The organism is Amycolatopsis vancoresmycina, from assembly GCF_000716785.1.
Lineage (GTDB): Bacteria > Actinomycetota > Actinomycetes > Mycobacteriales > Pseudonocardiaceae > Amycolatopsis > Amycolatopsis vancoresmycina.
The window spans coordinates 140,723-166,111 of sequence record NZ_JNYY01000009.1 but is presented as its reverse complement, the minus strand read 5'-3'; the positions used below and the strand labels follow the sequence as shown (position 1 = coordinate 166,111).

Below are 25,389 nucleotides of genomic sequence, written 5' to 3'. Positions count from 1 at the left end.
CCGCGATCGGAGGACGCCCGGGATGGATCCCGTGATCACGGCTTCGGTGCCGCTGCTCGAACCCCCCGGCTGGGCCGTGGCCCAGCGCGGCCTGTTCGACCTGCTCGACCGGGCCTGGCGCGCGTTCGAGGGCGACTTCACCGGGCCGGACGGCCGGCTGGCCTACCGCGGCAGGCTCACCACCCGCGACGGGGTGGACGACTTCTACGAGACGTTCTTCAACTGGCCGCAGCTGTACCTGCTCGGCGGCGCCGACGACCTGCTCCCGGCGGCCGAACGGCACTGGGAAGGCGTCACCCGCCAGCTGGCCGAGCTCGGCATGCTGGAACAGGAGTACGAACGCGGGTACGACTGGTTCCACCAGGGCGAAAGCCTGCTGCTGTTCTACTTCCTGTGCTTGGCCGCCCCCGGCCGCTGGCGCGAGCGGGCGCGGCGGTTCGCCGACCTCTACGTCGACCCCGCGCACGGCAACTACGACCCGGTGCACCGGATCATCCGCCGGCCGCACAACGGCAGCGACCGGCACCGGGAGGGCCTGTTCGACGGCCGGTCCTACCCGTGGCTGCCCGAAGAGGCCCGGCTGTACGGGTTCCCGCTGGACTGGGTCCTGCCGCCCGGGGCCGCGGAGCCGCCGCGCGAGGAGGATCCCCGGCTGGGCGAGCAGCTGCGGCGGCGGGCGGGCGCCGGCGACACCGCGGTCAACCTGGCCGCGACCGGGCTCGTGCTGAACGCGCTGATCCTGACCGGTGAGCCGCGGTACCGCGACTGGATCGCCGAGTACGTCGGGGCGTGGCGCGCCCGCGCGAGCGCCAACGGCGGGATCGTGCCGGACAACGTCGCCCCGGACGGCACGGTCGGCGGGCTCTTCGAAGGCCGCTGGTACGGCGGGCACTACGGCTGGTCGTGGCCGCACGGCTGGTACAGCGTCGGGCAGGCCGCCACGGTGGCCGCCCTCGCCGCGGCCGCGGCCACCGGCGACGAGTCCGCGTTGGACCTGGTCCGCCCGGCCCTCGACGAGGTGATCGCCCAGGGCAAGGTGATGGCCTTCACCGAGGCCGACTCCAGCCTGCAGTCCCGCTGGACCGCCCAGCTCGGCCCGGACGCCGGCACGCCGACGCTGCACGTCCCCTACCGGTACGCCGACCGGGGCTGGTTCGACTACAACCCGATGCTGCTGGCCGTGCCGATCGCGCTGTGGCACCACTCCGCCGCGCCCGCCGACCGGCAGCGGATCGAGCGGCTGCGGGCGGCGGCGGGGCACGACTGGCGGACCGTGCGGCCGTTCCGGAGCAAGGAGGAGGCCGGGCACGAGGAGCCGTGGTTCGCCTTCCTGGCCGGGGACGACCCGGCGTACCCGGAGCGCATCCTGGCGGCCGCGCAGGCGCAGGTCCGCCACCGCATGGCCCGGATGGAACGCCACCGCGGCCAGGACGTCGCCGAGGCCGACATCCACGTGTGGCAGCAGGCCAACCCGGTGGTCACCGAAGCGCTGGTCCAGCTGACCTGGGGTGGCCCGCAGGTGCTCTACAACGGCGGCCTGCAGCAGGCCCGCGTGCGCTACTACGACGCCGAGGCGAAGCGGCCCGGCCTGCCGCCCGCGGTGGCCGCGCTGGTGTCCCGGATCGAGCCCGAGGCCACCGTCGTCGACCTGGTCAACCTCGATCCGCGCACCGACCGCACGGTGGTCGTGCAGGCCGGCGCGTTCGGCGAAGACACCATCCGCACGGTGCACCACACCGCCTGCGAAGACCCGTCCTGGATCGGCGGGCTCTACGACTACGGGCATTCGGAGCCCCGGGTGACGTCGGCCGAGGCCCGCGTCGACGGGCCGTGGCTGTCCGTGCGCCTGCCCCGGTCCACCACCGTCCGGCTCACCCTGCACCTCGAGCTGCGCACCCGCCCGCCCTCGTACCGCACGCCCTTCGACGCACCGTAACCAGTACCGGAGAGGTCCCCGCCATGCCACCGAACCGCCGATCCGTGGTCGCCGCGATCGCCACCGCCCTCGCGGTGTCCGCGTTCGCCGCGCCGCCCGCGCACGCCGCCACCGTCACCATCGCCGTCGCCCCGGACGGCAACGACAGCAACCCCGGCACGCCCGACCAGCCGGTCGCCACCCCGGCCAGGGCCCAGCAGCTCGCCCGGGCCCAGTCGGCGGCGAACGACGTCGTCGTGCAGCTCGCCGGGGGCACCTACCGGCTGTCCGCCCCGCTCGCGCTGACCAGCGCCGACTCCGGGCAGAACGGCCACACCGTCACCTGGCAGGCCGCCTCGGGCCAGACGCCGGTGCTGTCCGGCGGCAGCCAGGTCACCGGCTGGTCGGTGCAGGACTCCGGCCAGAACATCTGGGTGGCGTCCGTGCCGCAGAACGCCGATTCCCGCCAGCTCTTCGTCGACGGCTCGCTGGCTCCGCGCGCGGCGATCACGCTGTCACGCAACGACGTCCAGTTCACCACCAGCGGCATGACGATCACCAACTCCGCGCTGAACTACCTCGCCACGCTGCCGCAGCAGAACCGGATCGAGGTGGAGAGCCAGAACTCGTTCACCGACCGGTACTCCCCCGTCGACCACATCAGCGGCTCGTCGATCGTCATGCAGCAGCCCGCCTGGAACAACAACAACTGGGGCTACGACACGCTCGCCAAGCCCTTCGGCGGCGGGCAGCTGTTCCTCGAGAACTCCTACTCCTTCCTCAAGAACACCGGCCAGTGGTACCTGGACCCGCAGGCCGGGAAGCTGTACTACAAGGCGCCCGCGGGCTGGGTGCCCGCGAGCCACGACGTCGAGCTGCCGCGGCTGACGTCGCTGCTGCAGATCAGCGGCAGCTACGACAACCCGGTGCGCAACCTCGCGTTCAAGGGCCTGCACTTCGAGCACACGACCTGGCTGACGCCGAGCACGTCGGTCGGCTACGCCAACCAGCAGACCGGCACGTTCCTCCCGGCGGCCGCGTCGATGCCGGCCGACTTCCTGACCTCCTGCCAGTCGGGCTGCCGCCAGTTCGAGGGCGCGCGCGGCAGCTGGGCCCAGGCCCCGGCCGCCGTCCAGGTGTCGGCCGCGGCCGGGATCTCGTTCACCGACAACACCTTCACCCACCTCGGCCAGGTGGCGCTGGGCATCGGCAACGACGCGAACGCCCACGCCTCGGGCATCGGGCTGGGTGCGTCGTCGATCACCGTCGACCACAACAGTTTCACCGAGGTCTCGGGCGGCGGCGTGATCGTCGGCGGCGTGCGCACCGACGCCCACCACCCGTCCAACGCGGCGATGACGAACAAGGACGTCACCATCTCGAACAACACGGTGACCCGGGTCGCGCTGGACTACCGCGAGATGGCCGGCATCCTGTCGACCTACGCCACGCACACGGTCATCACGCACAACGAGGTCTCGAACCTCACCTACGACGGCATCGACGTCGGCTGGGGCTGGGGCGCCAACGACGCCGGCGGCAGCCAGGACTACCGCAACCGCGGCCTCTACGACTACCAGCCCGTGTACACCACCCCGACCACGCTGCGGGACACCGTCGTCAGCTACAACCGGGTGCACGGCACGAAGAAGCTGATGCACGACGGCGGCAGCATCTACAACCTGTCGGCCAACCCCGGCAGCTCGATCGACCACAACTACATCTACGACAACAACCGCACGGTCGGGCTGTACTTGGACGAAGGTTCCCGGTACGTGACGCTGTCGGCCAACGTGATCCAGGACTCCGGGGTCTGGGCGTTCACCAACGCCAACGGCAGCAACAACACCAACGACAGCACGTTCGGCGGCAACTGGTACAACGGCGGCGCGACGCAGGTGGCCACCGGGTCGCCGCACAACAACGTGCTGACCGGGAACGTCCAGGTGAGCGGCACGAACTGGCCGTCGGGCGCCCAAGCCGTGATCGCGGCCGCCGGCCCGGGCGGCAGCGGCCCGAGCCCCACCGCCGGCCCGGTGCGCGCGAACGGCGCGGGCCGGTGCCTGGACGTCAGCGGCGTCAGCACCACCCCCGGCGCCACGGTCCAGATCTGGGACTGCAACGGCGGTACCAACCAGTCGTGGACCCGGACCAGTGCCCGCGAGCTGACCGTCTACAACGGAACGCGCTGCCTCGACGCCAGCGGCCAGGGCACCACCCCGGGCACCAAGATCGTCATCTGGAACTGCAACGGCCAGGCCAACCAGCAGTGGACGGTGCAGAGCAACGGCACCATCACCGGTGTCCAATCCGGACTGTGCCTGGACGTCACCGGCTCCGCCACCGCCAACGGCACCCCGATCCAGCTCGCCACCTGCACCGGCGCGAACAACCAGAAATGGACCTTCGGCTGAGGAGAATCAGAGAGGTTCGGCCATGAAATCGACGCTGAGAAGAAAACTGCTGACCGCGGTGGCGGCGATCCCGCTCGTCGCCGGCACGCTGCTCGGGCTCGGCCCGGCCGCCCAGGCGGCCGCGCAGCAGGCGTGCGACATCTACGCCGCCGGCGGCACCCCGTGCGTCACCGCGCACAGCACCACCCGGGCGCTCTTCGGCGCCTACGCCGGCCCGCTGTACCAGCTCCAACGGGCATCCGACCAGCACTTCCTCGACATCGGGCTGCTCGCCGCCGGCGGGGTCGCCGACTCCGCACCGCAGGTGTCGTTCTGCGCCGGGACCAAGTGCACGGTCACGAAGATCTACGACCAGACGGCCAACCACAACGACCTGCCGATCTCCTGGGGCGGGTTCTGGAAGGGCCCCGGCCCGAACGGCTCCGACATCGGCGCGGACGCGATGGCACTGCCCGTGACCGTCGGCGGGCACCCCGCGTACGGGATCAAGGTCACCCAGGGTGTCGGCTACCGGGTCGACAACGCCAAGAACGTCCCGGTGGGTGCGCAGCCGGAGGGGATCTACATGATCACCTCGTCGAACTACGTCAACCAGTGGTGCTGCTTCGACTACGGCAGCGGCGAAATCTCCCACAACGACACCGGCAACGCCACCATGAACGCCATCTACTGGGGCACCGCCTGCTGGTTCAACGGGTGCACCGGCACCGGCCCGTGGGTGGAAGCCGACCTCGAGAACGGGATGTACCACACCGGCACCGGGTCCAACAAGGACCCGAACAACCCGGGGGTGCACCACCCGTTCGTCAGCGCGTGGCTGAAGAACAACGGCACCAGCAACTTCACCCTCAAGTACGGCGACGCCACCACCGGCGGCCTCACCACCCCGTACTCCGGCGGGCTGCCGCGGGGCTACTCGCCGATGAAGCTGGAGCCGTCGATCCTGCTGGGCACCGGTGGCGACAACAGCGTCTCCGGCGTCGGCGAGTTCTTCGAGGGCGCGGTGACCAGCGGCTTCCCGACCGATGCCACGGAGAACGCGGTGCAGGCCAGCCTGGCCGCCGCCGGGTACGGCACCGGTGGCCCGTCGAACACCGGCGCGGTGCACGCGGTCGGCGCGAACAAGTGCCTCGACGTCAGCGGCGTCAGCACCACGCCCGGCACCCAGGTCCAGGTCTGGGACTGCAACGGCGGCACCAACCAGACGTGGACCCGGTCCGGTGCCGGCGAGCTGACCGTCTACGACGGCACCCGCTGCCTCGACGCCAGCGGGAAGGGCACCACCCCCGGCACCAAGGTCATCATCTGGAACTGCAACGGCCAGAACAACCAGCAGTGGACGGTGCAGAGCAACGGCACCGTCACCGGTGTCCAATCCGGACTGTGTCTCGACGTCACCGGCTCCGGGACCGCGAACGGCACCCTGGTCCAGCTGGCCACGTGCACCGCCGCGAACAACCAGAAGTGGACCTTCGGCTGAGAGGTTTCCCGGCATGTCTTCGTTCGAGCTATCGCGCCGCAAGCTGCTCGCGGTGACCGGCGTCGCCGTCACCGCCAGTGTGTTCCGCGTCCGGACCGTGTGGGCCACGGAAGGACCCGGCAGCTACACCCCGAGCTGGTCGTCGGTCGACCAGCACCCGCCGGCCCCGGAATGGTTCCAGGATGCCAAGTTCGGCATCTACTACCACTGGGGCGTGTTCAGCGTTCCCGCGTTCGGCAACGAGTGGTACCCGCGCAACATGTACGTCGGCGGGTCCAACGAGAACAACCACCACAAGGCCGTCTACGGCGATCCGTCGGCCTGGCCGTACCAGAACTTCATCAACGGCGCCCGCGACAAGGCGGGCAACTGGGTCCAGTTCGCCCCGAAGCTCAAGTCGGCGGGCGGCAACTTCGACCCGGCCGAGTGGGCGCAGCTGTTCGCCGACGCCGGCGCGAAGTTCGCCGGGCCGGTCGCCGAGCACCACGACGGCTACTCGATGTGGAACAGCACCGCCAACGAGTGGAACTCGGTCCGCACCGGCCCGCAGCTGGACCTGCTGCGGCTGCACGCGGACGCGATCCGCGGCAAGGGCCTCAAGCTCGTGACGGCGCTGCACCACGCCTACCACTTCAACGGCTACTACGACCACGTGCCGAACCAGCCGACCGAGTCGCTGCGGCGGCTGTTCGGCCAGAACGGCCGGACCGCGGAGAACCAGCTGTGGTACGACAAGCTCCGCGAAGTCGTCGACGGCTACCAGCCCGACCTCGTCTACCAGGACTTCGACTTGAACCTGGTGGACGAAAGCCAGCGGCTGAACTTCCTCTCGCACTACTACAACCAGGCCGTCGCGTGGAACAAGGACGTCGTCGCCTCCTACAAGGACGGGTTCAACACCCGCGGCGAGGTCTTCGACTTCGAACGCGGCGGCCCGGGCGACATCCTGAACCCGTACTGGCTCACCGACGACAGCATCTCCAGCTCCAGCTGGTGCTACACGGTGGGCATCGGCTACTACTCGGTCAAGGCCATGCTGCACTCGCTGATCGACCGGGTCAGCAAGAACGGCAACATGCTGCTGAACATCGCCCCGATGGCCGACGGCACCATCCCCTCGGGGCAGCGCTCGATCCTGCTCGGCATCGGCGACCACCTGAAGCGGTTCGGCGAGTCGATCTACGCCACCCGCGCGTGGTCGGTGTACGGCGAGGGGCCGACGAAGATGGGCGGCGGCTCGTTCACCACGCCGGTCGAAGGCACCAAGACCGACATCCGGTTCACCCGCAGCAAGGACAACACCGTGCTGTACGCGACCGTGCTGGGCTGGCCGGGCAGCACGTTCACCATCACGACGCTCGGCTCGAACCGGATCAACCTGGCCACCCTGACGTCGGTGCAGCTGCTCGGCCCGGCCGCGGGCGGCGTCACGAACCTGCCCACCCGCAGCCAGGACGGCTCCGGGCTGCACATCACGATGCCTTCGTCGAATCCGCCGTTCGACGCTCTGGCGTACGTGGTGAAGCTGACGTTCTCGGGTCCGATCCCCACGCCGGGTTCCGGTCCCCTGCCGACCGGCTGGGCGCGGATCGCCAACGTGAGCTCCGGGCTGGTGCTGGACGGCGGCGGGAGCGTCGCTTCGGGGTCGCACCTCAAGCAGTGGAACTGGGACGGCAGCACGAACCTGCAGTGGCAGCTGGCCGACGCGGGCGGCGGCTACTACCGGCTCGTCAACCGCACCAACGGGCTGGTCGCCGACAGCGGCGGCAATTCCGCGAACGGCGCCGCCTGCCTGGAAGCGACGTCGAACGGCAGCACCAACCAGCAGTGGCGGCTGACGAGCCTGGGCAACGGCCGGTACCAGATCGTCAACCGGGGCACCGGCACCGCACTGGACGGCATGGGCCGCACGGCCGCCGGTTCGGAAGCGGGGTTGTGGGCACCCAACAGCAGCACCAACAACCAGTGGACGATCACCGGCGTCTGAAGGGAGAAACGATGACATCACGACTGCGGTGGCTCGCGGCCGCCGCGGCCCTGGTCGCCGGGGCCCTCCTGCCGGGCACGGCGGCCGCGGAATCCAACGGCGGGGTGCGGGTCATGCCGCTGGGCGACTCGATCACCGACGGCACCCAGGTGCCCGGCGGGTACCGGATCGGGCTCTGGCAGCGCGTCACGTCCGGCGGCTACCAGGTGGACTTCGTCGGCTCGCAGTCCAACGGCCCGGCCACCCTCGGCGACCACGACCACGAGGGCCACCCGGGCTGGCGGATCGACCAGATCGACGCGAACATCGTCGCCTGGCTGCGCGCCACCACCCCGCACACGGTCCTGCTGCACATCGGCACGAACGACGTGCTGCAGAACTACAACGTCGGCCAGGCGCCCAGCCGCCTGTCGGGCCTGATCGACCACATCACGGCGACGGCACCGGACGCCGAGGTCTTCGTCGCGACGATCATCCCGATCGCCAACTCCGGCCAGGAGGCGGCGGCGCGGACGTTCAACGCCGCGGTGCCCGGGATCGTGCAGAGCAAGCAGAGCGCGGGCAAGCACGTGCACCTGGTCGACCAGCACGCCGCGCTGACCACGGCCGACCTGATCGACGGCGTCCACCCGACGGCCACCGGCTACGACAAGATGGCCGCGACCTGGTACGCGGCGCTGCAGGCGGTCCCCGGGAGCATCGGCAGTCCCGGGACGTCGCAGGCCAAGCAGGTCGTCGGCACGCAGTCGGGCCGGTGCGCGGACGCCGGGAGCGCGGCGAACGGGACGCAGGTGCAGCTGCAGGACTGCGGCAGCGGGACCGGCCAGGCGTGGACCCGGACCGGCGCGCAGCTGTCGGTCGCCGGCTCGAAGTGCCTGGACGCGTCCGGGGCGGGCACGGCGAACGGCACGGCGGTGATCGTGTGGGACTGCCACGGCGGGACCAACCAGCAGTGGACGGTCAACGCGAACGGCACGATCACCGGGACGTCGTCCGGCCGCTGCGTCGACGCGACCGGCCAGGGCACCGCCAACGGCACCAAGCTCGTCCTGTGGGACTGCAACGGCCAGGCCAACCAGCAGTGGACCCTGCGCTGAACCGGGCATGAGCGCAACAGTCCATTGTGGATGGACGCCCGGGTTGGGTGCGGCCCGGGTTGTCGTGAGTGGTAAGGCGAGTTAGAACTCGCCTTACCACTCACGACCCGCTGCCTCTTTCGTTCCGCGCTCCGGCGTGGTTACATCGGTGGCGCTCCGTCTGAGAGCGCTCCCAGGAGCCGGAACGAAGTGGAGACAGCAATGAAGCTGAAGCATGCCCTGTCCGCGGCCGCGCTGGCCGTGGCCGGGCTCGTCGCACCGGCCGTCGCCGCGGCGCCCGCCGCCCACGCCGACACCCTGATCTGCGACCAGTACGGGACGACCACGGTGGGCGGCAAGTACGTCGTGATGAACAACCGCTGGGGCAGCAGCGCGCAGCAGTGCATCAACGTCACCGGCAACGGGTTCCGGATCCAGACCCAGCAGGGCTCGACCTCCGGTGGCGCGCCCCTGTCCTACCCGGCGATCTACGTCGGCTGCCACTACGGGAACTGCTCGCCGGGCACGAACCTGCCGAAGCAGCTGAGCCAGATCGGCAGCGTGCCGTCGTCGATCTCCTACAACTACGTGGGCAATTCGGTCTTCGACGCCTCCTACGACATCTGGATGGACCCGACCGCGAAGACGACCGGGGTCAACCAGATGGAGCTGATGATCTGGCTGAACCACACCGGCGGCGTCCAGCCGGTCGGCAGCCGGGTCGGCAGCACGTCGATCGGCGGCCGCAGCTGGGACGTCTGGCAGGGCAACAACGGCGGCAACGACGTGGTCTCCTACGTCGCCACCTCGGCCATCTCGAGCTGGTCGTTCAACGTGCTGGACTTCCTCAAGGACGTCGACGCCCGCACCCGGGTCGACACCTCGTGGTACCTGACCAGCATCCAGGCGGGCTTCGAACCGTGGAGCGGCGGGGTCGGCCTCGCGGTCAACTCCTTCTCCGCCGACGTCACCGCGGGCAGCAACAACGGCGGCACCGGCCAGACCATCGTGGGCCAGGGCAGCGGGCGCTGCCTGGACATCGAGGCGAACGGCACCGCCGACGGCACGGCCGTCGAGCTGTGGGACTGCCACGGCGGGAACAACCAGAAGTGGACGCGCTCCGGCAGCACGTTCACCAACCCGGCCACCGGCAAGTGCCTGGACGCGAACAGCTCGACCGCCAACGGCAGCCCGGTGCGGCTGTGGGGCTGCAACGGTTCGGGCGGCCAGAACTGGCAGGTGAACGGCAACGGCACCATCAGCAACCCGCAGTCCGGGCGCTGCCTGGACGCCAGCGGGCAGGGCACCGCGAACGGCACCCGCATCCAGCTCTGGGACTGCGGCACCCAGGCCAACCAGATCTGGTCCCTGCGCTGATCCGTGAAACTTTCAGGCCGGGCCGCGGCCCTGTGTTAGCGTTCACATTCCGGCCGCAGCCCGGCTCACCGTCGATGTTGATGGGGGTTCCGTTGTCGCACGCACACCACCGTCCTCTGTGGAGGATCTTGGCCGTCCTCATCGGACTGGCCGCCGCCTCGGTCGTTTCCGCGACGCCGTCGGGCGCCGCGGCGGCGCCGATCACCAAGCCGCCCATGGGGTGGAACTCCTGGAACTCCTTCGCCGGGGCGATCGACCACACCGTCATCGAGCAGCAGGCGGACGCGCTCGTCAGTTCCGGCATGAAGGACGCCGGCTACGAGTACGTCAACATCGACGACGGCTGGTGGACCGGCAGCCGCGACTCGGGCGGCAACATGACCGTCGACACCGCGAAGTGGCCGGGCGGAATGGCCGCCATCACCGCCTACATCCACAGCAAGGGCCTGAAGGCGGGCATCTACACCGACGCCGGCCGCAACGGCTGCGGCTACTACTACCCCACCGGGCACCCGGCCTACCCCGGTACCGGCGCCGAAGGCCACTACGACCAGGACTTCCTCCAGTTCTCGCGCTGGGGCTTCGACTACGTGAAGGTCGACTGGTGCGGCGGCAACGCCGAAGGGCTCAACGCCCGCACGGCCTACACCCAGATCAGCGACTCCATCTCGCGGGCCACCGCCCAGACCGGGCGCCCGATGACGTTCTCCGTCTGCGAATGGGGCGGGAACCAGCCGTGGAACTGGGCGCCGTCCATCGCCAACCTCTGGCGGACCAGCAACGACATCATCTACTGGGGCGAGAAGCCGGCGATGTCCCGCGTGCTGGCCAACTTCGACTCCGCGCAGCACCCGAGCGCGCAGAGTCCCGGCCACTACAACGATCCCGACATGCTCGTGGCCGGCCTGTCCGGCTTCTCCGACGCGCAGAACCGGACGCATCTGAGCCTGTGGGCGGTGTCGGGTGCCCCGCTGATCGCGGGCAACAAGCCCAGCGACATGAGCGCCGCCACCCGCGCGGCGCTGACGAACCGCGAAATGATCGCGATCGACCAGGACGCGCTCGGGCGGCAGGGCACGAAGGTCGCCGAGGACGCCTCGGGCCTGCAGGTGTACTCGAAGGAGCTGTCCGGTACCGGCCGCCGGGCCGTCGTGCTGCTCAACCGCACCGGCTCGGCCGCGACGATCACCGCCCGGTGGGCGTCGCTCGGCCTGACCGGCGCGGCCACCGTCCGTGACGTGTGGGCCGGCGCCGACCGCGGGAGTTTCACCGGCAGCTACGCGACGTCGGTCCCGGCCGGGGAGGCGGTCCTGCTCACGGTCACCGGCAGCGACGGCACGCCACCGGGCGGCGGCCCGATCACCGGCAAGCAGTCCGGCCGCTGCGCCGACGCCGGGAGCGCGGCCAACGGCACCCAGGTGCTGCTGCAGGACTGCCAGAGCCGCTCGAGCCAGACTTGGACGCACACGGCGTCCCGGCAGCTGACGGTGTCCGGGTCCCAGTGCCTCGACGCGTCCGGCCAGGGCACGGCGAACGGGACCGCGGTGGTCGTCTGGACCTGCAACGGCCAGGCCAACCAGCAGTGGACGGCGAACGCGAACGGCACGCTCACCGGCGTGCAGTCCGGCCTCTGCCTGGACGCGAGCGGCCAGGGCACGGCGAACGGCACGAAGCTGGTCCTGTGGGCCTGCAACGGCCAGGCGAACCAGCAGTGGACGGTGCCCTCGGTGTGACGTGCGGACCGGCCGGCCGATGATCGAATCGTTTCGATCATCGGCCGGCCGCTTGGCGTTTTCCCGCGGGTGACACGCTCCCGTTCGTGCCGTTCTGACGTGCAACGACCTTGCGCATCGCGGGAGCGTCATCTAGCTTCGAGTGTTGTCGATGCGGTTCGACGACACGGCCGGGTCGCCGTCTTCTGGGGGTAGTCGGGAACACCATGCGCAAGCGCGGTCACCATCGGCGCACCGGGATCCGGCCGGCGGCCGGGACCCGGACGAACGTCCTCGCCCTGGTCGTCCCGCTACGCGCCGGCGCCCACGACGTCGTCGTGCAGGAGTTCGTGACCGCGGCGATCGCCGCGGCCGGCGCCCGCGACCACGCCCTGCTGCTGGTCACCGCGGAAGACGGCCCGGCCGCGCTGCGCCATGCGGTGTCGTCGTCGGTCGCCGACGGCGTCGTGCTGATGGACGTCGAAGCGGCGGACCCCCGGGTGGCGGTGCTGCACGGCCTGGGCCGCCCGGCGGTGCTGATCGGCGTGCCGGACCGGCCGCGCGGCCTCGGCTGCCTGGACCTGGACTTCGCCGCGGCGGGCGCGCTCTGCCTCGGCCACCTCGCGAACCTCGGCCACCGGCACGTCGCCCTGATCGGCTCCCCGCCCGCGGCCTACCGGCGCGGCACGAGCTCCGCCACCCGGCTCGCGCGGGGCTTCACGGCCGAAGCAGCCCGCCGCGGCGTCCGTTCGACGACGCTGGCGTGGGGCAACACCCACTGGCGCACGCTGCGCGGCCTGGACGCGCTGTTCGGCCGCCACCCGGACGTCACCGGGCTGGTCGTGCACAACGAAACGGCGTTGCCCTCGGTGCTGTCGGGCCTGGCCCGGCGGGGCCTGCGGGTGCCCGAGGACATCTCGCTGGTGGCGGTGTGCCCGCAGAGCCTGGCCGCGCACCACCCGGTGGAGCTGACCACCGTGCCGATCCCGGCCCGGGAGATCGGCGCGCTGGCGGTGGAGACGGTCATCGGGCAGCTGGACGGGGTCACGCCGCCCGGAATCCGGTTGCTGGCCCCGGAACTCGCCGCCCGCACCAGCACCGCGCCCCCGCCCCGCGGGTGACCGGGAACCGGGCGGCGGGGGCCCGGTTCCCGTCCCTCCCTCCCCCGGTCAGGCCGGCGCCTTCCCCCACAGCCGCCAGGTCTGGTTGAGCGGGCTGCTCTGGTTCACCGGCTTGCACGTCCACTGGATGACCGACGCGCCCGCGGTCGTCGAAACCCCCGACACGTCCACGCACTTGCCGCAGTGGCGGGCGGCGAGCTGGTAGTCGCGGGGGTCGTTGCCGCCGTAGGTGACCTTCCGCAGCGTGAACTGCTGGCTCGCCGTGCCGTCGGTGCAGGTCTGCTGCACGACCGCCGCGCCGTCGGCCGTCGAGGCGCCGTCCACGGCGAGGCACTTGCCCGTCTGCTGGTTGACCACCGTGTAGGTGTCCGCGGCGCCCGCCGCCGGGCGGAAGGTCCACAGCTGCTGGTCGCCGCCCTCGCAGGAGAACTGCTGCTGCCGGTTCCCGTCGGTGGTCACCAGGTTCGTGTTGTCGAGGCACTGCTGGGAGTGCTGGGCGACGGCGACGGTCTGGAAACTGCTGTCCGCGGGTGGCAGCAGGGTGATGGTGGCCGTCTCGTCGGCGTTGGTGTGCGGGACGTTCACCGTCACGGCGTTGCCGGACACGTTCACCACGGAGTTCTGCACGGTCACCGGCCCCTGGACCGCGCCGCCGCCGTTGTAGGGGATGCGCTGGACGAGCACCCGGACCTGGTTGCCCTGGACGATTCCGCTGGTGGTGTCCAGGCCGCGCAGGGTGACCGCCAGGGTGCCGGTCGAGCTCCCGCCGCCGACGAGGACCTTCGCGGTTCCGGCCGCCTTCGTCGCGAAGGCGTCGTACGCCGCGGTGGGTGTCACGGACGCGATCTGGCCGGTCTGCGAGGCGTAGAAGCGGTAGACCCACCACTCGCCCTTGGGCTGGTGCTGCCCCGCGGAATTGCGCACCAGCAGGTTGGCGAGGTCGTTGTGCAGGTTCGCCCCGCTCGCCCAGTTGGCGCGCAGCCCGTCGGCGCCCGCCCGCTCGAGGCGGGCGATGTACCAGGCGCCGTCGCCCGGGTTCTGCTCGTTCGACGCGCCGTATTCGTTGATCTGGTACGGACGCGGGTGCGGGATGCCGCGCGGGTCGAGACTGGCGTTGGCCGCGGCGACGTTGGCCACCGGGTCGCCCGGCAGCGAATGCCAGCTGACGATGTCCGGGACCGCGTTGGCGGACTTGACGAAGTCGAGGTACTGCGTCCACCAGCCGCCGCCCGAGGGGACGCACGCGCAGCTCGGGCCGACGATCAGCTGGCCGGGGAACGCCGCGCGGATGCGCTGGTAGCCGCGTCGCCACATCTCGAAGTACTGCGCCTGCGACCGGTTCCAGAAGATCGAGATGTTGGGTTCGTTCCACAGGTCCCACTCCACCGGCGCGCCGGTGGCCCGCACGTCGGAGATCAGCCGGGTGAGGAAGTTGTCGTAGTCGGTCCAGTCGCCGTTGTCGCCGGGGAAGCGGGAGATCGACGCGCCGTCGGCGCCCCAGAGGTCGTGCACCAGCAGGACGAACTGGCCGCCGAGGGTGCGCGTGCGCAGCAGCTGGGCGCGGGTGGCGTTCCACCGCCGGTCGTACTTCCCGGCGACCCAGCCGCCGGGGCTGTCGAGCTGCGCGCCGCCCGCGCGCATGGCCTGGAACTTCACGTCGCGGTAGAAGTGGTCCGCCGGGGCCGCGGCGTTCTCGGTCATGCCGTAGATCCAGCCGGAGGCGCGGTAGGTGGGCGAGCCACCAGCGACGGCGAAGTCGACGGAGATGGCTTCGTCGGCGGCCTGGGCGGGACCGGCGAGGCCCCCGGCGATGGCCAGGCTCACCACCAGGGCGGCCAGGCCGCGGCGGGGACGTCGTCGCTCGATCGTGCTGTACACGTGCGACTCCTTCGGGGCAGGGGGACAAGGGCATCGAACCGGTTCGACCACGCAAGAAGGTACGCGCCCGTTCTCGTTCCTACAAGGGAAGAACGAATGTCGAACCGGATCCGCCCAGCTCCGCCCGGCGGAGACCGCTTCTCCCCCTGGCCCCGCCGGCCGCGCCGAGGTCGAATCGGTTCGACGAATTCACCGAAATTCGAAGAGATCGAACGACCCCTTTTCCGATCGCGTTTTCCCGGCTACAGTTCCGGATCACTGGGAGCGCTCCCAGCCATCTCGATCGGCGACGACGCGACGAGATCCCCGCTGCGGCGGGGCCCGCTGCGGACGGCGGATCGGCCCAGCTCCGGGCCGCGCACCCCCGCCCGGTCGCCGACCGCGGACGTGGGCACCCGGGTGACCACCGACGTGAGCACCAGACGCCAGCAGTCGGTCGAAGGAGAAACTTACATGCGAAGCAGGGCAATGGCGGCCGGCGTGATCGCCGCCTTCGCCGCGAGCGGGGTCGTCGTCATCACCACGTGGGCCGGCACCGCGCAGGCGGCCGATTCGGCGTTCTACGTCGACCCGGGCACCAACGCGGCCAAGTGGGTCGCGGCGAACCCCGGTGACTCGCGGACCGCGGTCATCCGCGACCGGATCGCCTCGGTCCCGCAGGCCAGGTGGTTCACCACGACGAACACGTCCACGGTCCGGAGCGAGGTCGACGGCTACGTCGGCGCCGCGGCCGCCGCGGGGAAGATCCCGATCATGGTCGTCTACGACATCCCCAACCGCGACTGCGGCGGCGCGAGCGGCGGCGGCGCGCCGTCCCACGACGCGTACCGGGCGTGGATCGACCAGGTGGCGGCGGGCCTGGCGGGCCGCCCGGCGGCGATCGTGCTCGAACCGGACGTGCTGGCGCTCATGACGAACTGCCAGAGCGGCGACCAGCAGAGCCAGACGACGGCCTCGATCGCGTACGCCGGGAAGAAGCTGAAAGCCGGTTCGTCCCAGGCGAAGGTGTATTTCGACATCGGGCACTCGGCGTGGCTCTCGGCGGGCGACGCCGCGACGCGGCTGCGGTCGGCCGACATCTCGAACAGCGCCGACGGCATCTCCACCAACGTGTCCAACTACCGCGCGACCGGCGACGAAGTGGCCTACGACAAGGCGGTCCTCGGCCAGCTGGGCGACTCGCGGCTGAAGGCGGTCGTCGACACGAGCCGCAACGGCAACGGCCCGCAGGGCAGCGAGTGGTGCGACCCGGCCGGCCGGGCCATCGGCACGCCGAGCACCGACCAGACCGGTGACAGCCGGATCGCCGCGTTCCTGTGGGTGAAGCCGCCGGGCGAGGCGGACGGCTGCATCGCCACCGCCGGCCAGTTCGTCCCGCAGCGGGCGTACGACCTCGCCGTCGCGGCCGGCCCCGTCCAGACCACCACGCCGACCACCCCGACCACGCCCACGACACCGACCACGAGCGTCACGCCGACGACCACGACGACCACGCCGGTGCCGGGCACGTGCAAGGTCACCCACCGGGTGGTCAGCTCCTGGCCGACCGGCTACACGGGTGAAATCGTCATCCAGAACGGCGGCGCACCGATCACGCAGTGGACCCTGACGTTCTCGGCGCCGGGCGTGACGGTGACGCAGGGCTGGAACGGGACGTGGACCGACACGGGCGACACGGTCAAGGTGGAGAACACCTCGTGGAACGGCAGCCTGGGCACGGGGGCGACGGCAACGCTGGGCTACAACGCGAACTACAGCGGCGGCACCCCACCGTTCCAGTCCCCGACCTTGAACGGCGCCTCCTGCGGCTGAGTTTCCCGGTCGCGGCGCGGTCCACATCGGACCTCGTGGACGGCAGAGTGCGGGCAGACGCGCCGAGGGGGAGGAGGCGCGCCTGCCCGCACTGCATGACGCTAGCTCATGGACGGGTGGTCCGCTCGGCGAACCACCCGTCCGGCCGTCACCCGCACGCCTTACCGTTCACGGCGAAGGCCGACGGCGCCGGATTGCTGCCCGTGTAGCTGCCGTTGAACCCGATCGAAACGGATCTGCCCGGCGCCACCGACGCGTTCCACGGCATGGACGTGGCCGTGACGTCCGCGCCCGACTGCGTCCACGTCGCCGACCAGCCCTGGGTCACCTTCTGGCTGCCGGGGAACGGGAACTTCAGCGTCCACGCCGGCCAGGTCGTGGTCCCCGTGTTGGTCACGGTGATCGAGGCCGTGAAGCCGCCGCTCCACGTGTTCGCCGTGTACGTCACCGCGCAGCCGCCTGCCGGGGTGCCCGGCAGCGTGGTGAACTGCGTGGCCGCCGAATCCGGGCCGGTGAGGCCGGCGCCGTTGCGGGCCACCACGACCAGGGTGTACGCGGTCGAGGGAGCAAGGCCGGTCACCGTCGTGGCCGTCCCGGTGACGGTGGCGAGCACCTTGCGGGTCGTGCCGGACACGCTGACGACGTCGTAGTTCTTGACGCCGCTCTCCGGGTCCGCGGCCGCCGCCCAGGTCACCGTGGCGCCGGTGGCGGACACCGCGAAAACGGCCGGCTTGCCCGCCGCGGTGGGTGCGGTGGTGTCCCCCGGCGACGGGGACTTCTCCGCCGTCCAGTTCGCCAGCCACGCCAGCGCCGAGTTCCAGTTGATCGCGACCTCGTTGACCGAGTACGCCTGGATGTCGTCGACGAAGCAGCGCTGGGGCGCGCAGCCGGTCAGCAACCGGGCCGCGGTCGGGTCCTGCAGGCCGCTGTTGGGCCCGCCGGACAGCGCGCCGGGCGGGGCGGCCGGCAGCGACGCGTCCAGCTCGTGCGCCCAGAACCGGTGGTGCACGTTCTGCACGGCCTGGTCACCGTGGCCGGAGACGTACGAGTAGTTCGCGGGGTTGCGGCCCAGCAGGTAGTCCATGGCCTGGAACGCGCCGTCGCGGTACTTGGCCTGCTTGGTGAAGTCGTACGCGAGGGCGAGCACCACCCCGTTGTTGGCCACCAGGCCGTTGGAACCCCATTCGTACGTGCCGTCCGCCGTCCGGTACGGCGCCGGATAACCCATGGCCGCCATCTGGGTCAGGTGGCTGTCGGCGGTCGTGGTGATCGCCGACTTGATCGCCGCGACGTCCGCGGCGGGCAGATCGGTGGGCACCAGGGCGAGCGTGATGTCCCCGAGCGCACCCGTCGAGCCCCAGTCGAAGCCGTGGGTGGTGAAGCTCGCGCCGCGGTAGAGCGGGGATCCGGTGACGTCGGCGCGGTAGGCGCTCTTCGCGGTCGTCGCGAACAACTCCGCCGCCGCCCAGTAGAACTCGTCGCTGACGTTGTTGTCGCTGTACGTGCCGCCGCCGGTGCCGTCGTTCGGATCGGCGAGCTTGTCCGGATTCGCCTTCGCCGCGGCGTACGCCTTCTCGGCGGCAGCGAGCAGTTTCGCCGAGTAGGCCGGGTCGATGGTCTTCCACAGCCGTGCCGCCTGCGCCGCGACCGCCGCCATGTTCAGCGTGGCCGCCGTGCTCGGCGGGGAGAGCCGGCGGGGCTGGCTGTCCTGGTCGGGCCGGGTGGGCAGGGCGGTCCACTGCGCGTCGTGGATCTTGTGGTGCACCATGCCCGCGTCCGGCTTGCCGTCCGGCACCTGCATCTCGAGCAGGAAGTCGACCTCCCAGCGGGCTTCGTCCAGGATGTCGGGCACGCCGTTGGCCTGCTCCGGGATCGCCAGCTTGCCGTCGCCCAGCGCGCTCGCGTCGCCGACGCGCAGCGCGCGCTCGTACTCGTCGAGCAGCTCCCACGCGGCGATCCCGCCGTTGACGACGTACTTGCCGTGGTCACCGGCGTCGTACCAGCCGCCGCGCACGTCCAGGGTGTAGCCGCAGTTCAGGTCCGAGCGGCAGGGCACGGTGTTGTCACCCTGGTTCGGCGCCACGTTGACGTGCCCGGCCGGGCGCGCGTAGGTGGCTCCGACGTACTGGGCGCCGATCGCGATCCCGCTGCGCTGGTGGTAGAAGAACGCCAGCGAGTCGTAGCGGAGCTTTTTCAGGCCGTCCGCCGAGATGTCGAACGGGAAGCTGGTTTCCGAGCCGACGGTCAGCGTGTAGCCGGTGCCGGCCGTGTCGTAGGCGGAGAAGTCGATCTCGTGCACGTTTTCGCCGGAGGGGGCGTCCGCGCCGCGGGGCCGGGTCTGTCCGGTGGCGACCGCGGTGCCGGCGGAGTTCTTCAGCGTCCACGTCAGCGGCGTGGCCGAGTCGCTGATCACGGTGGCGCGCTTGGGCAGGCCGAGGGGGTAGCTTTCCTGGTTCACCCGGATGCCGCTGGTGGGCGGCAGGCCGCCGGGCGGGATGACGCCGCCGATCAGCGAGATGTTGTCCAGGCAGATCGTGTTGGCGGCGGCCTGGCCGCCGAACCAGAAGGCCAGCTGCCCGTTGCCCGCGTTCGGGAAGTCCAAAGTGGACGTGAAGGTGACGGTGAAGTGCTGGGTCGCCGGAGTCACCGTCAGGTCGGTGCGCGAGATCTGCCGGTAGGGCGAGACGGCCTCGCCCGCGACGGCGGAGATCTGCTGGGTGGTCGTCGCGTGCGCGTCGAACGTCAGGGTGTACGGCCGGCCGGTCTCGTAGGGGACACCGTTCTGGCCGACCAGCGCGTCGTAGCCGTTGGCCGTCCCGCCGGCGACGTCGGTGCAGAACTCGCCGCCGGTGACCCGGCCGGTGGTCCCGGCCCCGGCCCACCACGGGTCGATGGTGCCCCCGGCGAAGGTGCCGTTGAGCAGCCGCTCGTAGTCCGCGGCGGACGCGGGCACGGAGCCCGCCGTCACCCCGAGCGCCGCTGCCACCAGCAACACCAAGCCGGTCCGGAATCTTCTTGCCCGCATTCGCCATCTCCTCGTCGTCGAGCCAGACGTGCGTGGGAGCGCTCCCAGAGCGGGACTTTAATCATCCGGGCAGGCGTTTGGCAATCGCCTCCCGGCGAGCCTGCTCCCCGGCGGCACCGGTCCGCGGTCCAGGCGTGGCGCGAGACAATTGACTCACCGCGTCCGCCCGTGCCATTCTCCGAGACAGCAGTCTCACAGAATCGCATCGAGGAGATCCCCGTTGTCCACTGCGTCCTGGTTGCTCGGCTACGGAATGCTGTCCGCGTACTGCCTGGCGGGCTGCCTGATGGAGCATTTCGCCGTGTTTTCCGGCTGGGCGGCCGTCGGCCCCGGGGAGTTCCGCCGGGTCCAGACGAGCCAGGGCCACGGCAGCGGGATCGTCTACGTGGTCCCGAAAACGCTGTTGACGGCGCTGGTGGTCGTCATGCTCGCGGCCGCACCGGAGGCCATTCCGTCGTGGCCGTTGTGGGCCGGCTTGGCCGCGCTGGGCGCGTCCTGGCTGTCGTTCGCGGTGGTCCAGCTGCCGATCCAGCTGCACATCCGCGAAACCGCCGACGGCGCGGCGATCGCCCGGCTGGTGCGCACCGACTGGTTCCGCGTCGGCATGATGGCCGCCCACTTCGGGTTCGCCGTCACGGCCATCGCGGCGAGCTAACCCCGCCAGGCCCCGATGCCGTCGACGAGCCGGGCGATGAACGCATCGGAGGCGGGCTGCCGCTGCATCGCCGCCCGGTAGACCAGCGGCCCGACCAGCTGGGCGCACAGGTCCGCGGGCTCGGCGCCGGTTTCGAGTTCCCCCGCGGCCACGGCCAGCCGGACCGCGGTGTGGATGCGGTCGGTGATCGTGCCGACGGACTCGTCCTGCCGCGCCGCCGCCACCGGGTCGGCCAGCGCCGACTGCGCCAGCGTGAGCGCCACCGCGGCGACGGCCGGGACGGCGAGCTCGTCGGCCATCCGCCGCAGCTGGCGGATCAGCCACGGCCGCACCGGCGCCGCCGGATCGCGGAACAGCGGCAGGTCAGCGCCGCCCATGGCGTCGAGCAGCAGCTGGTCGGCGCGCGCCCAGTGCCGGTAGACGGTCGCCCGCCCGACGCCGGCCGCCAGCGCCACCCGCCGGTGCGTGACGGCGTCGAGCCCCTCGTCGGCCAGCAGGCGCCGCGCCGCGGCGAGCATCGCCGCCCGGCTCCGCGCCGCCCGCGGGTCCGTCGAATGGCTCACTGTCGCATCCTACGAGACACCCCGGCTCAGCCCCGGGGTCAGCAATCGAGGCGGTAGGGATCGCCTCCGAAGTACCGGTCCCACACCGGCCGGGCGTCCACCCCGGCCGTTTCCGCGCAGACCCGCCGGGCCACCAGGCCGGGATCGGTTTCCCACCGCAGCGCGGTTCCGTCCCGGCTGCCCGAAGCGACCGTGTGGCCGTCCCGCGCGAACGCGACGGACGTGACGCGGTCGCCGTGCCCGTAGAGGTTGCTCACCAGCTGCGGCTCGCCCGGCTGGGTGACGTCCCACAACCGGACGAGGTGGTCTTCGTCCGCGGTGACCAGGCGCCCGCCCGCCGGGTCGAACGCGATCGAGTTGACCGGGGCCGGGTGCGTCAGCTCCGAGAGCCGCTTCGGCACTTCGGCGGGCCGTCCTACGTCCCACAGCAGGACGTCGTTGTCGGCGCTGCCGGTCGCCAGCAGCCGGCCGTCCGGGCTGAACGCCACGGCCCACACGTAGTCGTGGTGGCCGGTGAGCGTGAAACGGAGCTTGGCCGCGTGCGGGCTGCTCACGTCCCAGAGCCGCACGGTCGCGTCGAGACCGCCGCTGGCCAGGGTCTTCCCGTCGGTGCTGAAGCTCAGCGTGTCCACTTCGCCGCTGTGGCCGGCGAGTTCGGCGGTCCGCTGCGGCGCACGCGGATCACCGATGTCCCACAGGCGGACCAGTCCGTCGCTGCCGGCGACGGCGAGCGTCCGGTCGCCGGGGCTGAACGCCACCGCCTTGAGGGTGCCGGGTGCCGTGATGGTGCCGAGCCGCCGGGGAGCGCGCGGCTCGCGCAGGTCCCAGAGCTGCACGGTCCCGTCGTCGCTCGCCGTGGCCAGCAGCCGCCCCTGGCCGCTGAACGTCACGGCGAGGACGCCCGCCCGGTGCTCCCGGAGTTCCACGGGCGGCCCCGGCCGGCCGAGCTCCCAGAGCTTGACGACCGAGTCGGACCCGGCGGTCGCCAGGACGGCGCCGTCGGCGCTGACCGCGACGTCTTCGATGCCGACGGGCCCGCCGTGCCGCAGGCCCGGGCCGGCGAGTTCGGCCACCTTGCTGCTGCCGCCGGAACTCGTGACCGCGACCGAGCCGCCACCCGGGCCGAAGGCCACGGAACGGACGGGCCCGTCGACCCCGGCCAGGGTGCGGGTGGGCCCGGTGTGCGCCGGATCGGAGACGTCCATGACGGTGACCGCGCGGTCGAAGCCGCCGAACGCGAGCGTCCGGCCGTCCGGGCTGAACGCCACGGCGGTCATCCACTGCCCGAGGAAGCCGAACGCCGTGAGCACGCGGAGTTGCCCCGGCGCACCGGCGTCCCAGAGCTTGACGTCCGAGTCGTCCCCGACGCTGGCGAGCGTCCGCCCGTCCGGGCTGAACGCGACCGCCTCGACCGCCGCGGTGTGGGCGGGGACGACGGCCGGTGCTCCGGGGTGGCCGGGAGCGGACACGTCCAGCAGGCGGATGCCGCCGTCGTCGCCGGCCGCGGCCAGCGTGCGGGCGTCCGGGCCGAGGGCCACCGACCGGACGCCGGTGGCCAGGTCGGTCCGCGACAGCTCGCGCGGGTGCGCGGGGGTGACGTCCCACAGCCGGACCGTCCGGTCCCGGCTGCCCGAGGCGAGGGTGTGGCCGTCCCGGCCGAACTGCAGGGAGACCACGGCGCCGGTGTGCCCGGGCAACCGGGTGAGCAGCACCGGCCGCGCGGGATCACCGACGTCCCACAGGAGGATGTCGCGCTCGGCACCCGAACTGGCCAGCAGCCGGCCGTCCGGGCTGAACGCGATCGCGTTCACCGCGTCGGTGTGGCCGGGCAGCCGGGCCTTCCGGACCGGGTACCGCGGTGCGGACGTGTCCCACAGCAGGATCTCGTGGTCGTCGCCGGCCGTCGCCAGCAGCGTGCCGTTCCGGCCGTACGCCACCGCGTTCACCGAGCCGGTGTGCCCGGGCAGCGTCACCCCGTAGGGCACCTGGAACGCACTGAGCAGGCTGCTGCGTGCGGCGGTCGTCGGCGAGAGGCGGTACGCGGCCAGCGCCAGCTGCGCGCCGAGGAGGGTGTCGCTGGCGCGCAGTTCGTTGAGTGCCGTGTCCGCTGCCTGGTCGGCGATCTGGTTCGTGTGCTGCCGGACCGAGCGCGACCACGCGACCAGGCTGTAACCCGCGAAGCACACCACGAGGACGCCGACCGTCACCAAGGCGGCGACCAGCTGCTGGCGGCGCCGGCTCCGGCGGCGTTCCGCGGCCCGCACCTCGTCTTCGCGCGCGATGGACCGCTCGAGGAATTCGGCCGCGTGGGCCGGCAGGTCCGCCTCGGCCGCGCCGGGGCCCGCCCACTCGCGCACGCCCGCCAGTTTCGGGTTCCGGTACAGGTCGCCGGGGTGCCGGCCGTCGCGGCGCCACGCGGTCGCCGCCTCGATCAGCTGCTGGCGCGCGAACAGGCGGACTTCGCTTTCCCGGATCCACTCCTGCAGGACCGGCCATTCGCGCAGCAGGGCTTCGTGGGTGATCTCGGCGGTCTTCCCGGTCACCGTGACCAGGCGGTTCGCCGCCAGCCGGTCGAGCGCGGCCCGGGTGGGTTGGTCGCGCAGGTCGGCGAGGTCGACCCGCTGGCGGGTGTGCTCGGCGCCCTCGCCGACCCGGACCAGCCGGAGCAGCAGCCGCTTCATCACGGCTTCCTCCGCCGCGCCGAGGTCCAGCAGGGCACGCTCGGCCGTGGTCCGGATCGCGCCGCGGACGCCCCGGACGCCGTCGTACTCCTTCCGGGTCAGGGTGGTGCCGGTGCGCAGGTCGCAGATCGCCTGCAGGGTGTGGGACAGCAGGGGCAGCTGACCGGCGGAGTAGGCGGCCTTCGACGTCGTGGCCCCGTCGATGCCGAACTCCTTGAGGAGGACGTCGACCAGCCCCGGTTCCCACGCGAGCCCGGCCTTCTTGGCCGGCTCTTCGATCGCTTCACGCAGTTCTGCCGGTGTCATGGCGTTGACCAGGAAGGGGTTGCTCAACGCCGAAGCCAGTTCCTGGTGTTCCGCGCACCGGTCGAAGAAGTCGATCCGCACGCCGAGGACCACCAGCGCCGGCGGCCGGTCGTCCCCGGCCGCCAGCTCGGCCAGTGCGCGGATGAACGCGTTCCGCTCCTGCTCGTCCGTGCACTGGGTGAAGGTCTCCTCGAACTGGTCGACCACGACCACGAGCCGCCCCGGGCCGGCCTCCAGCCCGGCCAGTTCGGCGCGGAGCACACCGCAGGGGTCCGCGGTCGGCCGGAAGAGCACGTACCGCGCCCGGTGCCCCCGCTCGGCCAGCGCGTCGCGGTCGAGCGCGGGCAGCAGCCCGGCCTGCAGGAGCGACGACTTCCCGGCCCCGGAGATCGCGGTGACGATCACGATGTCCGGCGCGGCCGTCCGCTGCTTCAGTTTGTCCAGCAGCTTTCCGACCAGCTCGGTCCGGCCGAAGAAGTAGCGGGCCAGGCTGCGGTCGAACGCGGCCAGGCCGGGATAGGGACAGGTGCCGGGCGGGAGTTCGGCCTCGCCGGACGGCCAGCCCGGCACCCGGACGTCCGGGGTCACCGCGAGCACGGCGTCAAGGTGCGCGTCCAGCCGGTCGCTGAGCAGTTCGCCGTCCCGCAGCCGCGCGCGGAACGCCGCCACGGCGGCCGGGCCGCGGTGGCCGGACATCGCCGTGGCGTGCAGGCCGAGCAGCTTTTCCTCGTGCGGCCACTCGGCCAGGTGCCGTTCGGTCTCGGTGTACGCCGCGGCGTACCGGCCGAGTTCCAGCAGGCACTCGACGTGCCGGAGGCACGCTTCCCGCCACTGGCCTTCGAGCGTGTTCCGGAACCGGTACAGCTTGCCGTTCTCCGCCGCACCGGACAGGTTCGCCAGCGGCCGCCCGCGCACCTCCGCGAGGGCCGCGCCCAGGTCGCGGTGGGCCTGCTCGTAGTCGGCGCGGCCGATCGCCGCACGGGCGGCCGCGACCCGGTCTTCGAACCGGAAGTAGTCGACGCGGCTGCGGTCGATCTCCAGGCGGTGCTTGCCGGGGGTCACGCGCACGGCGCCGCCGGGGAAGTGCGTTTCGAGGGTCTCGCGGACGACCCGGAGGTGCTTGGCCAGGGGATTGCTGAGCGGCGTTGTCTCCCACAGCCACTCCGCGAGGTCCGCGGCCGAGGCCGGCTTCGGGTGCAGGAACACCAGGGCGGCGAGCACCGCCAGCGGCATCGGCCGCAGCCGGAGCGGCACGCCCGCCGCGTCGACGACTTCGAGCTCGCCGAAGATCCGGATGGAGGTCTGGTCCATGTCCCCTACTGACGGCCGGTTCCCCGGTCTTCCGGGCCGGCCCGCGGAGAACGCACCGATCCGGTGAATCGAATCC

General features: G+C 71.7%; 14 protein-coding genes. 10 read left to right on the top strand and 4 right to left on the bottom strand.

Features of this window, described 5'->3' with window-relative positions; translation table 11 throughout:
* Nucleotides 1-22 precede the first annotated feature (22 nt).
* The 8 genes from OO60_RS23280 (at nucleotide 23) to OO60_RS23245 (ending at nucleotide 13,082) form a co-directional block, all read left to right on the top strand.
* Nucleotides 23-1,936: a DUF8034 domain-containing protein gene (locus OO60_RS23280; RefSeq protein WP_004560484.1), complete on the top strand. Its 1,914-nt coding sequence runs from the start codon at nucleotides 23-25 to the stop codon at nucleotides 1,934-1,936.
* A gap of 23 nt (nucleotides 1,937-1,959) precedes the next feature.
* Complete coding sequence (locus tag OO60_RS23275; protein ID WP_033262085.1) at nucleotides 1,960-4,329, top strand: RICIN domain-containing protein; 2,370 nt, start codon at nucleotides 1,960-1,962, stop codon at nucleotides 4,327-4,329.
* Nucleotides 4,330-4,351: 22 nt separating this feature from the next.
* Nucleotides 4,352-5,809 (top strand): arabinofuranosidase catalytic domain-containing protein, encoded by a 1,458-nt coding sequence (locus OO60_RS23270; protein WP_003091427.1) that lies wholly within the window; start codon nucleotides 4,352-4,354, stop codon nucleotides 5,807-5,809.
* A gap of 13 nt (nucleotides 5,810-5,822) precedes the next feature.
* Nucleotides 5,823-7,796: an alpha-L-fucosidase gene (locus tag OO60_RS23265; protein ID WP_003091424.1), complete on the top strand. Its 1,974-nt coding sequence runs from the start codon at nucleotides 5,823-5,825 to the stop codon at nucleotides 7,794-7,796.
* Between the two features lie 11 nt (nucleotides 7,797-7,807).
* Complete coding sequence (locus tag OO60_RS23260; RefSeq protein ID WP_033262084.1) at nucleotides 7,808-8,893, top strand: ricin-type beta-trefoil lectin domain protein; 1,086 nt, start codon at nucleotides 7,808-7,810, stop codon at nucleotides 8,891-8,893.
* 201 nt (nucleotides 8,894-9,094) lie between these two features.
* The gene (locus OO60_RS23255; protein ID WP_003091422.1) at nucleotides 9,095-10,249 is read left to right on the top strand and encodes a GH12 family glycosyl hydrolase domain-containing protein; all 1,155 of its coding nucleotides are present in this window, start codon (nucleotides 9,095-9,097) and stop codon (nucleotides 10,247-10,249) included.
* Nucleotides 10,250-10,377: 128 nt separating this feature from the next.
* Nucleotides 10,378-11,982, top strand: a complete 1,605-nt coding sequence (locus OO60_RS23250) for a glycoside hydrolase family 27 protein (protein WP_003091420.1) — start codon at nucleotides 10,378-10,380, stop codon at nucleotides 11,980-11,982.
* 206 nt (nucleotides 11,983-12,188) lie between these two features.
* Nucleotides 12,189-13,082, top strand: coding sequence for a LacI family DNA-binding transcriptional regulator (locus tag OO60_RS23245; RefSeq protein ID WP_003091418.1), 894 nt, complete (start codon nucleotides 12,189-12,191; stop codon nucleotides 13,080-13,082).
* 48 nt (nucleotides 13,083-13,130) lie between these two features.
* Here the strand turns inward: OO60_RS23245 and OO60_RS23240 are convergent, their stop codons facing one another.
* A complete protein-coding gene (locus OO60_RS23240) occupies nucleotides 13,131-14,960 on the bottom strand; it encodes an RICIN domain-containing protein (RefSeq protein WP_003091416.1) in 1,830 nt (609 codons plus the stop codon).
* Between the two features lie 468 nt (nucleotides 14,961-15,428).
* Here OO60_RS23240 and OO60_RS23235 point away from each other — a divergent pair, with 468 nt between their 5' ends.
* Nucleotides 15,429-16,772: a glycoside hydrolase family 6 protein gene (locus OO60_RS23235; RefSeq protein WP_003091414.1), complete on the top strand. Its 1,344-nt coding sequence runs from the start codon at nucleotides 15,429-15,431 to the stop codon at nucleotides 16,770-16,772.
* Nucleotides 16,773-16,920: 148 nt separating this feature from the next.
* Here the strand turns inward: OO60_RS23235 and OO60_RS23230 are convergent, their stop codons facing one another.
* Nucleotides 16,921-19,797 (bottom strand): glycoside hydrolase family 9 protein, encoded by a 2,877-nt coding sequence (locus tag OO60_RS23230; protein ID WP_205624201.1) that lies wholly within the window; start codon nucleotides 19,795-19,797, stop codon nucleotides 16,921-16,923.
* A 220-nt stretch (nucleotides 19,798-20,017) separates the two neighbouring features.
* Here OO60_RS23230 and OO60_RS23225 point away from each other — a divergent pair, with 220 nt between their 5' ends.
* Entirely contained in the window at nucleotides 20,018-20,452 is a 435-nt protein-coding gene (locus OO60_RS23225) for a hypothetical protein (protein ID WP_003091409.1), read from the top strand.
* On the opposite strand, the gene OO60_RS23220 is transcribed toward OO60_RS23225, so the two are convergent.
* Both OO60_RS23220 and OO60_RS23215 read right to left on the bottom strand, forming a co-directional pair.
* Nucleotides 20,449-21,015: a TetR/AcrR family transcriptional regulator gene (locus OO60_RS23220; RefSeq protein WP_244885566.1), complete on the bottom strand. Its 567-nt coding sequence runs from the start codon at nucleotides 21,013-21,015 to the stop codon at nucleotides 20,449-20,451. The two genes, OO60_RS23225 and OO60_RS23220, sit on opposite strands and share 4 nt — an antisense overlap.
* 38 nt (nucleotides 21,016-21,053) lie before the next feature.
* Entirely contained in the window at nucleotides 21,054-25,313 is a 4,260-nt protein-coding gene (locus OO60_RS23215) for an nSTAND1 domain-containing NTPase (protein WP_051767743.1), read from the bottom strand.
* Between the last annotated feature and the right edge of the window lie 76 nt (nucleotides 25,314-25,389).